Annotated in this window: 14 protein-coding genes; 4 read left to right on the top strand and 10 right to left on the bottom strand. The window is 67.4% G+C overall.

Annotated elements, in window-relative coordinates:
• Positions 1–108 precede the first annotated feature (108 nt).
• Positions 109–777, top strand: coding sequence for a PaaI family thioesterase (locus GII31_RS05645; protein ID WP_213247561.1), 669 nt, complete (start codon positions 109–111; stop codon positions 775–777).
• Positions 778–845: 68 nt separating this feature from the next.
• Complete coding sequence (locus GII31_RS05640) at positions 846–1295, top strand: peroxiredoxin (protein ID WP_213249916.1); 450 nt, start codon at positions 846–848, stop codon at positions 1293–1295.
• Between the two features lie 19 nt (positions 1296–1314).
• Here GII31_RS05640 and GII31_RS05635 read toward each other — a convergent pair whose 3' ends face one another.
• From GII31_RS05635 to GII31_RS05620, 4 genes are all read right to left on the bottom strand, one after another.
• Entirely contained in the window at positions 1315–2067 is a 753-nt protein-coding gene (locus GII31_RS05635; protein ID WP_322974141.1) for an amino acid ABC transporter ATP-binding protein, read from the bottom strand.
• Between the two features lie 24 nt (positions 2068–2091).
• Positions 2092–3858, bottom strand: coding sequence for an ABC transporter substrate-binding protein/permease (locus GII31_RS05630; protein WP_407649969.1), 1767 nt, complete (start codon positions 3856–3858; stop codon positions 2092–2094).
• 149 nt (positions 3859–4007) lie between these two features.
• Positions 4008–4271, bottom strand: a complete 264-nt coding sequence (locus GII31_RS05625; protein WP_213247559.1) for a DUF2277 domain-containing protein — start codon at positions 4269–4271, stop codon at positions 4008–4010.
• 27 nt (positions 4272–4298) lie between these two features.
• Complete coding sequence (locus tag GII31_RS05620) at positions 4299–5273, bottom strand: NADPH:quinone oxidoreductase family protein (RefSeq protein WP_213247557.1); 975 nt, start codon at positions 5271–5273, stop codon at positions 4299–4301.
• Positions 5274–5352: 79 nt separating this feature from the next.
• On the opposite strand from GII31_RS05620, the gene GII31_RS05615 reads away from it, so the two are divergent.
• Positions 5353–6045, top strand: a complete 693-nt coding sequence (locus tag GII31_RS05615) for a class I SAM-dependent methyltransferase (RefSeq protein WP_213247555.1) — start codon at positions 5353–5355, stop codon at positions 6043–6045.
• 67 nt (positions 6046–6112) lie between these two features.
• On the opposite strand, the gene GII31_RS05610 is transcribed toward GII31_RS05615, so the two are convergent.
• Together GII31_RS05610 and GII31_RS05605 are read right to left on the bottom strand one after the other, a co-directional pair.
• Positions 6113–7066 carry an alpha/beta hydrolase gene (locus GII31_RS05610; RefSeq protein WP_213247553.1) on the bottom strand — a complete coding sequence of 318 codons (954 nt, stop codon included), beginning with the start codon at positions 7064–7066 and terminating at the stop codon, positions 6113–6115.
• Complete coding sequence (locus tag GII31_RS05605; protein WP_213249904.1) at positions 7063–8442, bottom strand: flavin-containing monooxygenase; 1380 nt, start codon at positions 8440–8442, stop codon at positions 7063–7065. Before GII31_RS05605 ends, GII31_RS05610 begins: the two co-directional genes overlap by 4 nt.
• A gap of 108 nt (positions 8443–8550) precedes the next feature.
• Here GII31_RS05605 and GII31_RS05600 point away from each other — a divergent pair, with 108 nt between their 5' ends.
• A complete protein-coding gene (locus tag GII31_RS05600; protein ID WP_213247551.1) occupies positions 8551–9159 on the top strand; it encodes a TetR/AcrR family transcriptional regulator in 609 nt (202 codons plus the stop codon).
• A 3-nt stretch (positions 9160–9162) separates the two neighbouring features.
• On the opposite strand, the gene GII31_RS05595 is transcribed toward GII31_RS05600, so the two are convergent.
• The 4 genes from GII31_RS05595 to GII31_RS05580 form a co-directional block, all read right to left on the bottom strand.
• Positions 9163–10020 (bottom strand): LLM class F420-dependent oxidoreductase, encoded by an 858-nt coding sequence (locus GII31_RS05595; RefSeq protein WP_213247549.1) that lies wholly within the window; start codon positions 10018–10020, stop codon positions 9163–9165.
• 112 nt (positions 10021–10132) lie between these two features.
• On the bottom strand, positions 10133–11167 hold the full coding sequence (locus GII31_RS05590; protein WP_407649895.1) for a glycoside hydrolase family 15 protein: 1035 nt from the start codon (positions 11165–11167) through the stop codon (positions 10133–10135).
• Positions 11167–11895 carry a class I SAM-dependent methyltransferase gene (locus GII31_RS05585; protein WP_213247547.1) on the bottom strand — a complete coding sequence of 243 codons (729 nt, stop codon included), beginning with the start codon at positions 11893–11895 and terminating at the stop codon, positions 11167–11169. Before GII31_RS05585 ends, GII31_RS05590 begins: the two co-directional genes overlap by 1 nt.
• Positions 11889–13199 carry a glycosyltransferase family 4 protein gene (locus GII31_RS05580; protein WP_213247545.1) on the bottom strand — a complete coding sequence of 437 codons (1311 nt, stop codon included), beginning with the start codon at positions 13197–13199 and terminating at the stop codon, positions 11889–11891. The genes GII31_RS05585 and GII31_RS05580 overlap by 7 nt, the downstream gene beginning before the upstream one ends.
• Positions 13200–13224 lie beyond the last annotated feature (25 nt).

Genomic DNA, 13224 nt, shown 5'->3' with positions numbered 1-13224 from the left:
TTGCCGTCACTACATCGTAAGTTAGAACACGTTACAGTTTTGGCCTAATCCCGAGTTCGCCGCGAAATAGGCACACAACCGTGGTCACCTTACAGATAGGCTTACCGTATGGATTTCAAACAGCACGACCTGTCCGATGACGAGATTCGCCGGCGCGCGGAACTGTACGGACCGCTGGGAGCGGCGGTGCGCGAACTGATCGACGCGGCGATCCGTACCGAGGTCGACGACGACACCATCCGCACCGCCACCACCCAGATCTCCGACATCGCAGCCGGTCTGCGCGCCCGGCAGATCGACGGCGCGTTCGGCGTGCGATACAACGCGAGCGGCACCGGGATGGCCTGGGGAAACGCCGTCGTCGGCCTGGCCAACGGGGTGGCGCCCCCGATCACCCTGCACTACCCGCCGACCGGCGGAACGCGGGCCGAGTTCAACCTCGGCGCACCGTATGAGGGTCCGCCCGGTTGCGTACACGGCGGAATCTGCATGATGGTGCTCGACGCGCTACTCGGCTCGGCAGCAGCCTCCGACGAGACGGCCGCCTACACCGGCACCATCACCGTGCGTTTCCTACGGCCGACGATGCTGTTCACCCCGCTCACCGCGAGCGCCGAGGTGACCGAACGATCCGGCCGCAAGAAGATCGTGCGCGGATCCATCGCCGACGAACACGGCGACACCGTCGTCGCCGAAGGCGTCTTCATCCTCCCCCGGGAAACCAACGCACGCCCCCTCACCAGCGTGGACGGCAGCACCCGGCGGGCGCCCGGCTAAGCTGGCGGGCACGTGCCCGGCCCCGACCCGCCGGCCCCGTGCCATCGGACCCCACAGGAGACACCGTGCTGAACACCGGCGACACCGCACCCGATTTCACCCTCCCGGACCAGGACGGCAATCCCGTCACACTGTCATCGGTACTGGCACAGGGTCCGGTCGTGCTGTTCTTCTATCCGGCCGCACTGACCCCCGGATGCACCAAGGAGGCATGCCACTTCCGCGACATCGTCGGCGAGTTCACCGCCGCCGGAGCGCGTGTGCTGGGCATCAGCGCCGACGACGTGGCCAAGCAGAAGCAGTTCGACACCACCCACAATCTCGGCTACCCACTGCTCTCGGACACCGACAAATCGGTGGCCAAGGCGTACGGGGTGAGTCGGCGTATCGGCCTGCTGCCCAACCAGCGGGCCACCTTCGCGATCGGCGCCGACGGCACCGTGGTCGCGGCCGTGCGCAGCGAGATCAACATGAACGTGCACGCGGACACCGCGCTCAAGGCACTGGCCGCGGGCTGAGCCGTGACCGTCGCCGGGATCAGAGCACCTGCGACAGGAACGTCCGCAGCCGCTCGGACTCGGCGGCGGTGAAGATCTGCTCCGGCTTGCCGGTCTCCACCACCACACCCCGGTCCATGAACACGACGTGATCGGAAACGTTTCGGGCATAACCCATTTCGTGGGTCACAACCACCATTGTCATACCGCCGGAGGCCAGCTCGGCCATCAGCGCCAGCACGCCCTTGACCAGTTCGGGGTCCAGGGCGGAGGTGGCCTCGTCGAAGAACATCACCTGTGGCTCCATCGCGAGCGCCCGTGCGATGGCCACCCGCTGCTGCTGCCCACCGGACAGATTGGCCGGCCGCGCATCGGCCTTGTGCGCCAGACCTACCAGCTCAAGCTGGCGCAGCGCCACCGACCGTGCCTCCTCCTTGCTCACACCTCTGAGTTTGCGCGGACCGAGGGCGATGTTGTCGGCGACGCTCTTGTGCGGGAACAGGTTGAACTGCTGAAACACCATTCCGATGCGTTTGCGCAGGTCGTCGGGGTTGTCCTGGAGCACCGACCGGCCGTCGAGGGCGATGTCGCCGCTGTCGGGTTCGTGCAGCCGGTTGAGCACCCGCAGCAGCGTCGACTTGCCCGATCCCGACGGCCCGATGACGGTGGTGGTGGTGCCGGCGTCGACGTGGATATCGACGCCCTTGAGAACCTTGTTGTTCCCGAACGCCAGGTGCAGGCCGGTACCGGTGAGCGAGACCGCCTGCTTGGTGGTGGTGGATGTGGTTGACACAGTGTCTCTTTCGGGTTCGCGCGGCTATGGCTTAGTGGGCGGCCCGGGGACCGCGCCGCCGCTGGTCACCAGCGGTCCGGGATCGTCCTCCGCCGGTGCCGGACGGCCGGTGCGCAACCTGTGGTCGATGTAGTTGACCAGGTGGGTCAGCGGGATGGTGAGCAGCAGGTAGACCAGGCCCGCGGCAACCAGCGGGGACAGATTTCCGGTCTGCGCGTTCAGGTCCCGCCCGACGGCGAACAGTTCGCGCTGGCTGGCCAGCAGACCTAGGAAGTACACCAGCGAACTGTCCTTGATGAGGCTGATGAACTGGTTCATCAGCGCCGGCAGCACCCGCCGCACACCCTGCGGGATCACCACCAGCCGCATCGACTGCCCGTAGGAGAAGCCGATCGCGCGCGAGGCCTCCATCTGCCCGGCTTCCACGCTTTGGATGCCGGAGCGGAAGATCTCACCGATGTAGGCGGCGGCCAGCAGGGCCAGGGCCACCGCGCCGAGCCAGTACGGGTTGTTGCCGGTGATGTCACTGACCACCGGGCCGATACCGAGGCCGACGATCAGGATCACCACCACGGCCGGCAGACCACGGAAGATGTCGGTGTAGATGCGGGCGGGCCAACGCAGCCAGCGCGAACGGGAGATGCCGGCAACGGCCAGCAGCAGACCCAGCAACGTGCCCAGCACGCCGGACACCAACGCCAGCAGCAGTGTGTTGGGCAGACCCGTCTTGAACAGATCCGGGAACGAATCCTTGTACAGCTCCCAGTTGAAGAAGGTGTCGCTCAACTGCGCGAGGGTGCCCTTGCGACTGCCGGTGTCGTCTTCCTTTCCGGCGGCGTTCTCGCGGGCAATCGTGGCGATGTCGGGCAGTTCGGGCGTCGGCGCGGCCTTGCTGCCGGGCTTCCAGCCGGCGGGCAGTTCCCGCGGAACCCAGTCGGCGTACAGCGTGGCATAGGTACCGTCGGCTATGATCGCGTCGAGTCCCGAGTTGAGCGCGGCCACCAGTTTCGGCTTGTTCTTGCCCACTGCCCAGGCGACGAAGTTGTTGACGCTGAAGGTGTTCTCGGTGATCGTCACCCCGTCACCCGGCCGCACCGCGCCTTCGGCCTGCTGGGACGGCGCCACCCAGGCATCGATCTGCCCGGTCTTGAGATTGGCGTAGGCGGTGGCGTAGTCGGGGAACTTCACCGGGTCGAGCTTGAGGGTGTTGACGACGTAGTCGTCCTGCACGGTGCCCTGCACCACGCCGATCCGCTGCCCCGGACCGAGGTCGGAGAAGCTGGTCGCCTTGCCGCCGGGAGGTGCGACGAGCGAGAAGTAGCCGAAGTCGTAGCCGTTGGTGAAGTCGACCGTCTGCCTGCGTTCGTCGGTGGTGGTGATCGACGACGACCCGATGTCGAAACGATTGTTGGACACCTGGGCGAGCAGTCCCGCGAATTCGGTTCCGGCGAAGGTGATCTTGAGGCCGATCTTGGCGGCGATCGCCTTGAGCAGTTCGTTGTCGAAGCCGGTGAACACGCCCTTGCGGTTGACGCAGATACTCGGTCCGGCATCGGAAAGGGTGCCCACGGAGATGACACCGCGATTGATCAGTTCCAGCGCACCGATGTCGATCTGATCGACCGGGGTGGTGGTCACGGTGGTGAATCTGTCCTCACCGCCCTCCTCGGCCGCGGCGAGGTTGACCGGCGCGGCCGAGGCCGACGACAGGCCGGGCGGGACGCAGTTGTCCGGAGCCGCGTGTGCGACCGGGGGCGCCGCGGCGACCAGCGAGAGCAGTGCGGTCAGCAGCAGGATCACCACAACCGCCGGCAGCCGGACAGGTACCGCAATCTGTGAGATGCGCACGAATCGCACCCTACCCAGTCGGTACCGGCGGAACCGAGGCTTTCCCCAGGTGCGCGTATAAGTCGGCCCGCGGACGACTTATACGGCGATGTTCAGCGGCCGAGCCGGGCGATCACCTCGGGGCGCCGCAGCGGCGGCACCGTCCTGGGTGGTTGCCGACGCTGCGGCAGCACACCGAGCAGGTCCCTGGTGGCCGCGGCGACGGTTGCGACGGCCTCCTCGAACGCGACCTCGGTGGCGGCCGACGGATGCCGGATCCCGCTCACCTTGCGCACGTACTGGCGCGCGGCGGCCTCCACCTCGTCGGTGGTGGCCGGTGGCTCCAGGCCACGCAGTTCAGTGATGTTTCGGCACATGGCGGCTCCGATGTCGGTGGGGGCGGCTCACTCCGCGATCGTGATGACCGCCTTGCCCAGGATCTTCCCGGCGGCCATGTCCGTCAACGCCTGTCCGGCATCGGCCAGTGGATAGCGCGCGGTGACCGGCGGGCGCAGCCCGGCGTCGATCATCTCGATGATCTCGTCGTGGATGAGTCCGGGAATGTTGTCGTTCGGGTGGGACCGCAGGTACTCGCCCCACGCGGCACCGACGATCGCGATATTGCGGAACAACACCCGATTGAGTTTGACGGTGGGGATGCCGCCGGCGGCGAAACCGACCACCACGTAACGGCCGTCGGGCGCCACCTGGCGCAGCGCCTCGTCGAACACGTCGCCGCCGGACGGGTCGATCATCACGTCGACACCGTCGGGCGCGAACTCCCGGAGTCTGTCGCCCCAGCCGTCGGTGAGTTGCACGATGTGATCGGCACCGAGACTCTTGAGCAGGTCGTCGGCACCGGTGCGATGCACGATGGCCACCACCGTCGCCCCCATCGCCTTGGCCACCAGGATCGAGGCCACCCCGATGCCGCCGGCGGCGCCGAGGACACCCACCACCTCGCCGGGCGCGGTCTGTGCGCGCATCTTGAGCGCGAACACCGCGGTCTGGAAGTTGATGCCCAACGCGGCACCCTCGTCGAAACTCAGGCCCTCGGGCATCGGCAGCAACATCTCGGGGACAACGAGGATCTGTTCGGCGAATCCACCAATCATCGGGGTGACCAGCACCTTGTCGCCCGGCCGGTACTGCCCTCCGTCCGGGGCCTCGCGGACGACGCCGGACACCTCGGTGCCCGGGATGAACGGCAACGGCGGACGGATCTGATACTTGCCCTGGGCGATCAGCAGATCGGGAAAACACACCCCGCACGACTTGATGTCGACGAGCAGTTGCCCCGGTCCCGGTATCGGATCCGCGATCTCGGTCAGTGCCAGGCCGGCGGGCCCGGACTCCTCGGTGAGCAGTTGCGCCTTCATCCAGCCCACCCTACGCCGCCCGGTGCGGGCGCGGTGACGGGAATGCGACCATGGTCGGACCCATAGTTAGGATCACGGTATGACCGCATCCCCGGCCCCGTCCCCTTCGCCCGAGCGACTCGCCGTCGCAGCCGAGGCGCCCGGATTCATGCCCCTCGACGAGGCACAGACCCTGTACGAGATCGCGGGTGAGTATCTGACACACACCGATTCGACGAAGGTCGGGATCGAGATCGGCACCTACTGCGGCAAGTCCACGGTGTTTCTCGGCGCGGCGGCCGAAGCCGCGGACGCGGTACTGGTGACCGTCGACCATCACCGCGGCTCCGAGGAGCACCAGCCCGGCTGGGAGTACCACGACCCGACGCTGGTCGACCCGCACAGCGGCACGCTGGACACCTCGGCCCGCTTCCGGCGCACCATGTTCGACGCGGGTCTGGAGCGCACCGTGATCGGCATGCTCGCGCCGTCCACGACCGCCGCCCGCGCCTGGGGCACACCGGCCGACTTCGTGTTCATCGACGGAGGCCACAGCATGCGGGCCGCGCAGGACGATCTCGACGGCTGGGCGCCGTGGGTGCGGATCGGCGGCGCGCTGCTGATCCACGACGTCTTCCCCGACCCCGCCGACGGCGGCCGTCCGCCGTACGAGATCTATTGCCAGGCGCTCGCGTCCGGCCAGTTCACCGAGGTCCGCGTCGAGGGTTCGCTGCGGGTCTTGCGCCGCGACGGCGGCGTGCCGGGCACCCCGCTGCCGCAACCGCCCGCCTGATCCCCGCCCGTCTACTCCCCGTGCGCCCGATCCCTGCCCACCCGGCACCCGAGGGGTAACTCCCCGGTCACCCGGCGACCGGCTGCGGTACCAGATGCCTTGTCAAGAAGTCGATCTCGTGCCGCACGGTGGCCTCGTACCAGTCGTTGCCGGCAAAGACGTCGAAGTGGTCGCACGGATAGTGCCGGACCTCGGCACGGGCAAGGAAGGCGACCTTGGCGGCGGCCTCGGGCGGGGCACCGGAATCGAAGTCGGCGATCTGCACCAACACCGGTGCGCCTATGTCGCCGACTCCCCTGCCAACCCGGAACGAACCGATCTCCATGCCGATCGCGGCGTCGATCTCGTTGCGCCACGAGGGACCGGCGATGGCCCGGTAGCTCTCGAAGAAGCCGGGTGCGCTGAGCGCGGCGCCGGTGTCACCCGGGTAGCCGACGACCCGCATCATGGTGGGCGTCCGGCCGACCTTGGTGGCCACCGTGCTGCCGATCGCGGCGACCGTGGAGCGTGCCATGCCCGCGCCGCTGACGTGCGTGCGGGCGTGTTTGCCCGCGGCGATGCCGCTGACCAGCGGAACCACCGCGACCACCGCCGCGATGTCGGCGCGGCCCTGCGCGACCTTGAGCGCCAGTCCGCCACCGAGCGACACTCCCCAGATGATGATGCGCCCCGGGTCGACGCCGGGCAGGGTGGCCGCCGCCTCGATCGCCGAGGCGTAGTCGCGGGCCTGCCCGGCCATCGAGACCCGCTGTCGCGGTACGCCGTCCGAGTGTCCGAAGCCCCGATAGTCGAACGCGAACACCGCCAGGCCGGCATCGGCGAACCGCTGCGCGAACGGCGCCAGTCCCGAGTCCTTGGTGCCGGCGAAACCGTGTGCCATCACCACCACCGGCCGTCTGCCGCCGATCTCGAACGGAGAACTCTTCGATCCCTCGAAAAACCATGCATCACAATCGGTCCCGGCCGAGTCGAACCGCAGGCGGACCGCCCCGCGCGGCACCGCGCCCTGAACCGCGCTCATGAGCGCTCTCCCGCCGCGACCGGTTCGTCCGCGACGCCCGCCCATCTCGGCGGGCCCGCGGTGCGTGCCCGCTCGTAACCCGCCGGCAGTTCCTTCGTGCGCATATGGTGCTCGTACAGGAAGTAGTCGAGTTGCTGGGTGTGCCGGGCCGACTTCTGCATGTGACCGCGATCGTGGGCGTCGTCGGCGGCGATGTCGGCACGCATCCGATCGACGGTCGGCAGTGCATACCTGCCCACCGCGTAGGCGCCGATCAGCCGGGCCTGGCATTCCACGAACGGGAACAGCGTGGGGGTGGCCTGTGCGAAACCGTGGAAGATCAGATCGTCGATACCCGGGTAGAACATCCGCCTGTACAGGTCGATCCTGTTGTCCGGCGCGCTGATGAACTCCGGATCGAAGAACGGGAAGGTGATATTGTAGCCGGTCGCGTAGATGATGATGTCGAAATCGGCCTGCGTGCCGTCCTCGAAATGCACCGTGTCCCCGTCCAATCGGGCGACATTCGGTTTGGGGATCACATCGCCCGCACCCAACCGGAACGGCAGTTCCACCGATTGCGTGGGATGGGCCTCGAAGAACTTGTGATTCGGCTTGGGCAGGCCGAAACTCTCGGGCCTTCCCACCATCGGGATCATTGCCTGCAGCACCTTGCGTTGCCAGGCCGCCGGCACGTGCGGGAACGTGCGATATAGGCGGTCGGCGGGCACGCTGCCGTAGTACTTGGGCACGATCCACGCCCCGGACCGCGTCGACAGGGTCAGTGTGTTGCCCAACGCCTTCGACGACAGTTCGACCGCGACGTCGGCGGCACTGTTGCCCAGGCCGACGACCAGGATGCGTTTGTCGAAGAATTCGTAGGGGGTTCGCGGGTCGACGTAGTCGTGCACGTGCATCTCGATGCCGTCGAATTCGCCCGGGAAGTCGGGCATCCGGGGATCCCAGTGATGGCCGTTGGCCACCACCAGCAGATCGAACCGCCGTTGCTCGCCGCGCTGGGTGGTCAGTTCCCAGCCGCCGCCGGGCAGTCGTTCGGCGCGTACGACCCCGTTGGTGAACTCGATGTTCTCCAGCAGCCCGAAAGCCTCGGCATACGCATCGAGGTAGGCCTTGATCTGCGTGTGGTGCGGGAAATCCGGATACTCGTCGGGCATCGGGAAATCGCGGAACGACAGCCGATACTTGGAGGTGTCGATGTGCAGCGACCGGTAGGCGCTGCTGTGCCCATTGGGATTGCCGAACGCCCAGTTGCCGCCGATCCGGTCGGACGACTCGAAGCAGACATAGCTCACTCCGTAGTCCTTGAGCTGCTTTCCGGCCGTCAGACCGCTGATGCCGGCCCCGATGACGGCGACCGTGGGGAGGTCCTGTGCCACACCCACACCCTTCTCCTAGACAGATTCACAGAGCTGTCTACATCACTCCGCGACCTCAGTGTAGACACTTTCCATTCTTTGTCTACCACTTTTGGTAAGGTGCCCATCGTGAAGAGCGCAGCCGACACATCCGCCGCGGACACCCGGGAAAGGATCGTCGCCGCCACCCAGAAGCTGCTGGCGGTCAAAGGAATACGGGCGCTCACCGTCGCCGAGGTGGCCGACCTCGCCGGCATCTCCCGGGCCTGGCTCTATCGACAGTTTCCCGACAAGCAGGCCATGGTCGGCGCCGCAATCGTGGCCACCACCGACGCCTTCTGGAGCGACGCCCGATCCGAGCTCGAGCGACTGGATTCGTTCGCCGAACAGATGATCGTCGGCGTCCGGGTGGGCCGCGGCGCCTATGACGATCCGGGGCCGGTGCTGATCCGCCTCCAGCTCACCGAGCCGGAGGCATACGCGGCGTGCATCGGGCCGGGGGTCGCCGGCCTGATTCCCGGGCTGGCCGCGTTCTGGCGGCCCTTCGTCGACGCGGCCGTCGCCCGCGGCGACATCGCCGCCGGCCACGACCCGGAGGAAACCTCGGAATGGGTTGCGCGGGTGATGATCAGCATCGGCACCACCCCGAGCCCGACGATCAATCCGGACGACCCGGCGGATGTGTCCCGCTACATCCACCGCTACATCCTGCCGGGCCTGGGCACGGTGCCGGACTAGTGGTCAGACGACGGCGGGTGCGATGCCGAGCCTGCCGGCGAGCTTGGCGAGGTAGGCACTCGCCTTCTCCACCGAATCGTCGGGCAGGCCGTACAAGACCGTGGAGACACCGATCTCGCGCCAGCGCTCCAGCTTCTCGGGCACCGGCCGGAAATCGAGGACGACGATCTGCGGGTCGCCCGCACGCCCGGCATCGGTCCAGATCTGCTTGAGCAGGTCCACCGAGCCCTCGATGTCGGCCTCCCCGGGCGTGGTGATCCAGCCGTCGGCGCTGCGGGCGATCCATGTGAAGTTCTTCTCGTTACCCGCGGCGCCGACCAGTGTCGGGATCAGCCCCTGCGGCGGCTTCGGCCACGCCCAGCTGGTGCCGAAATCGACGAACTCACCATGATATTCGGCTTCCTCGTCGGTCCACAGCACGCGCATCGCCTCCAGGTATTCGCGCAGCATCGTGCGGCGCCGGCCCGATGGCACGCCGTGGTCGCCGAGTTCATCGAGGTTCCAGCCGAATCCCACGCCGAGAGTGACCCGGCCGCCGGAGATGTGGTCCAGCGTCGCAAGGGTTTTGGCTAAAGTGATGGGGTCGGACTGTACCGGCAGCGCCACCGCGGTGGCCAACCGGATACGCGTGGTGACCGCCGCGGCGGCAGCCAGGGTGGTCCACGGATCCAGGGTGCGCATGTACCGGTCGTCGGGCAGCGACGAGTCGCCGGTCTGCGGGTGGGCGGCGTCGCGGCGGGTGGGTATGTGTCCGTGTTCGGGCACGTAGTACGAGGCGAAACCCGCATCCTCGATCAACGGGGCCAGGATCTGCGGCGTGAGCCCTCGGTCACTGGTGAACTGTACGATCCCGAACTCCATCAAAGCCTCCTGGACAGGTGTCTAGTCGATAGAACTGTAACACGTTCTATTCAGCTCGCCCAGGGTGATCTACCAGGCAATCTCCGGACGGTGGACCCGACGCGGCCCGATGTCACCGCAGATCCAGCACGGTCTGCCGGACGTCCCGGAAGATGCCGTTGGCCGCACTGGTGCGCGAGATCGCGTCGGCGGCCAGCACGACGGCCGCCGACGTCCAACTCGACTTCTCCACCGGCCACCGCTTGCCGTCGGAGAACACCAGACCCGTCCAGTACGAGCCGTCCGGGTCGCGCAGATGCTGAATCGACTCGATGAGCCCGATCGCGTCGGCGGTGTCGCCGAGCGCCTCCAGCGCCAGCGCCAGCTCGCTCGTCTCGGCGCCGGTCACCCACGGCCGGTGGTGCACGCACCGCGCCCCCCAGCCGGGCACCACGAACTCGTCCCAGCGTTCGGCGATGTGCTGCTGCGCGCGTTCCCCACGCATCGCACCGCCCAGAATCGGGTAGTACCAATCCATCGAATGTTCCGACGGCGGCTCGAACGCGGTGTCCATCCGCTCGGCGAATGCCGCGCCCAGGGCCGCGTGCGCGAGGATGAAATCCTCCTCCGGCTGCCCCATCTCGACGGCTATGCGAATGGCACAGTCCAGCGCCTGAAAGATGCTGGCGTTGCCGGTGATCTGGGCCTCGGCGAACTTGGCCCCCGACTGGTCACCGCCCCACCGGAAAGCACCGTCGGGACGCTGGTACGTCAGTACCAGTTCCAGGGCCGACCACACCACCGGCCACATCCGGTTCAAAAACCCTGTGTCACCGGTTATCCGGTAGTGATGCCACACCCCCACCGCGATATAGGCACAGAAGTTGCTATCGATGTTCGCGTCTTCGACCCGGCCCGCGACGGTGCGGATGGGCCACGATCCGTCAGCCCGCTGATGACGGCGTGACCAATCGTAGGCCGCCTCGGCCTCGGCGTGAAAGCCCGTCACCGACAAGGCCATCGCCGACTCGATGTGGTCCCACGGATCGGTGTGGCCGCCGGGGAACCACGGCAGCGCACCCGAATCCTCCTGCATTCCGACGATCGCCGCGCCGGTGGCGAGGACCTGCTCGGCGGTGAGGACGCCCGCGATCGCGGGGATCTCCATCAGACCGCTTCGGTGACGCCGGGTTTGCGCAGGTACAGCGCCACCGACTTGCCGATCACCGGATTGAGAACCTGCTCGCCGACCCTGGTGAGCGCGGGTGCGCTCATCATGTCCCACACCAGCAGCTTGTGGTACGCCTTGACCAGAGGGTTGCCGTTGTTCTCCACGCCCACAGCGCATTTGAGCCACCAATACGGTGAGTGCAGAGCATGGGCGTGATCAGTGCCGGTCACCTCCAAGCCGGCCTTGCCCAGCTTCGCCGCGAGTTCGGAGGCCTTGTAGATACGCACGTGCCCACCTTCGACCTCGTGATACGGCGTGGACAGCGCCCAGCAGACCTTTTCCGGCCAATACCGCGGAACGGTCACCGCAGCAACGCCACCCGGCCGCAACACGCGCACCATCTCGGCGATCGCGGCGTCGTCGGACGGAATGTGCTCGAGGATCTCGGACATGAGCACGACGTCGAAGCTGTTGTCCGCATAGGGAAGATGCAGCGCATCCCCCACCTCGGAGCGTGCCTTGGCCGAGGCCGGAACCTGCCCCTCGGCCATCATCGCGTCGAACATCACGCCCACGTCGGTCATGTCGGATTCGGACATGTCGAAGGCGATCACGTCGGCGCCACGCCGGAACATCTCGAACGAATGCCTGCCCTGCCCCGCGCCGATGTCGATGGCCTTGGTACCCACGCCGACACCCAGTCGGTCGAAATCCACTGTCAGCACTCGCCTGCCTCCTTGATCGTCTCCACCGCGGCCGACTGCCGCAACACCGTCTCATAGTGCGCGGCGGTCCGGGCGGCAACAGCCGCCCAACTATAGAATTCCTCGACGCGGGCCCGGCCGCGCGCACCGATCCGCGCACGCAGACCGGCGTCATCGAGCAAGCCACCGATCGCCTGCGCCAGCTTCTCCGAATCACGCGGCGGCACAAGGAGAGCGGCCGGCCCGTCGGCTCCCCGGCCGGCGTCCTCCGGATCGGTCGCCCCGACCACCTCCGGGATGGCACCGGTGCGGGTGGCCACCAGCGGTGTCGAGCAGCTCATCGCCTCCACCGCCGGCAGCGAGAATCCCTCGTACAGCGACGGCACGCATGCCACCTCTGCCGACGCCAGCAGTTCGGCCAGCTCGCCGTCCTCCAGACCGGAGACCACGGTCACCCGATCCCTGATCGCGAGCTGGTCGATCAGCGTGGCCGACGGACCGTCGGGATCGAGCCGGGACACCAGGGTCAGCGACACATCGCGCTCGGCACCGAGCTTGGCGACGGCCTCCAGCAGATACGACACGCCCTTGAGCGGGGCGTCGGCGCTGGCCACGCACACGATCCGGCCCGGAATCCGCGCGGGCGCGCAGTCCGCGGTGAACACCTCGGTGTCGACGCCGAGCGGAATGGTGGTGATCCTGCCCCGATCGATATCGAAGGCCTTGCGGATGTCGACCTCGCTGCTGCGCGAGACGGTCAGAAGTTCGGGAATGCGCCGCGCGACCCTGCCCTGCATCGCCAGGAACGAATGCCAGCGCCAGGCCGTGACCTTCTTGAACCCCTTGGCGGCCCTGACCGCCAGGGTGCGGTCGCGGGTGATCGGGTGGTGGATCGTGGCGATCAGCGGGAACCCGGCGCGCTGGATGCCCAGCAGCCCGTAACCGAGGCACTGGTTGTCGTGTACGACGTCGAAGTCGGCGCGGCGGGACTTGAGCAGTCGTGCCGCACGCAGGCTGAAGGTGAGGGGTTCGGCGAAGCTCGCGGTCCACATCGAGAGCACCTCGATCACGTCGATCCAGTCGCGATACTCCCGCGGTCGGGGCGTACGGAACAGATTCGGCTCGTCATAGAGGCCGAGGCTGGGTACCTTCGTGACGGTCACCCCGGCGTCGGCGGCAGCCTGGTCGAGTTCGGGATACGGGGCTCCGGAGAAGATCTCCACCTGGTGACCGAGCAGCGCCAGTTCGCGGCTGAGATGCCGGACGTAAACACCCTGTCCGCCGCAGTGCGGCTTGCTCCGGTATGACAGCAGAGCCACTCGCATCGGTGCGTTACCTTTCGCCGATTGT

This window comes from Gordonia pseudamarae, from assembly GCF_025273675.1.
Lineage (GTDB): Bacteria > Actinomycetota > Actinomycetes > Mycobacteriales > Mycobacteriaceae > Gordonia > Gordonia pseudamarae.
The sequence above is the reverse complement of the archived record's forward strand: the minus strand, read 5'-3'. Positions and strand labels throughout refer to the sequence as shown.

Bases quoted from the DNA above. Each gene is read 5' to 3' on its own strand.
- GII31_RS05645 (WP_213247561.1), top strand. From the start codon at position 109: ATGGATTTCAAACAGCACGACCTGTCCGATGACGAGATTCGCCGGCGC.
- GII31_RS05625 (WP_213247559.1), bottom strand. From the start codon at position 4,271: ATGTGCCGAAACATCACTGAACTGCGTGGCCTGGAGCCACCGGCCACC.
- GII31_RS05620 (WP_213247557.1), bottom strand. From the start codon at position 5,273: ATGAAGGCGCAACTGCTCACCGAGGAGTCCGGGCCCGCCGGCCTGGCA.
- GII31_RS05615 (WP_213247555.1), top strand. From the start codon at position 5,353: ATGACCGCATCCCCGGCCCCGTCCCCTTCGCCCGAGCGACTCGCCGTC.
- GII31_RS05610 (WP_213247553.1), bottom strand. From the start codon at position 7,066: ATGAGCGCGGTTCAGGGCGCGGTGCCGCGCGGGGCGGTCCGCCTGCGG.
- GII31_RS05595 (WP_213247549.1), bottom strand. From the start codon at position 10,020: ATGGAGTTCGGGATCGTACAGTTCACCAGTGACCGAGGGCTCACGCCG.
- GII31_RS05590 (WP_407649895.1), bottom strand. From the start codon at position 11,167: ATGGAGATCCCCGCGATCGCGGGCGTCCTCACCGCCGAGCAGGTCCTC.
- GII31_RS05580 (WP_213247545.1), bottom strand. From the start codon at position 13,199: ATGCGAGTGGCTCTGCTGTCATACCGGAGCAAGCCGCACTGCGGCGGA.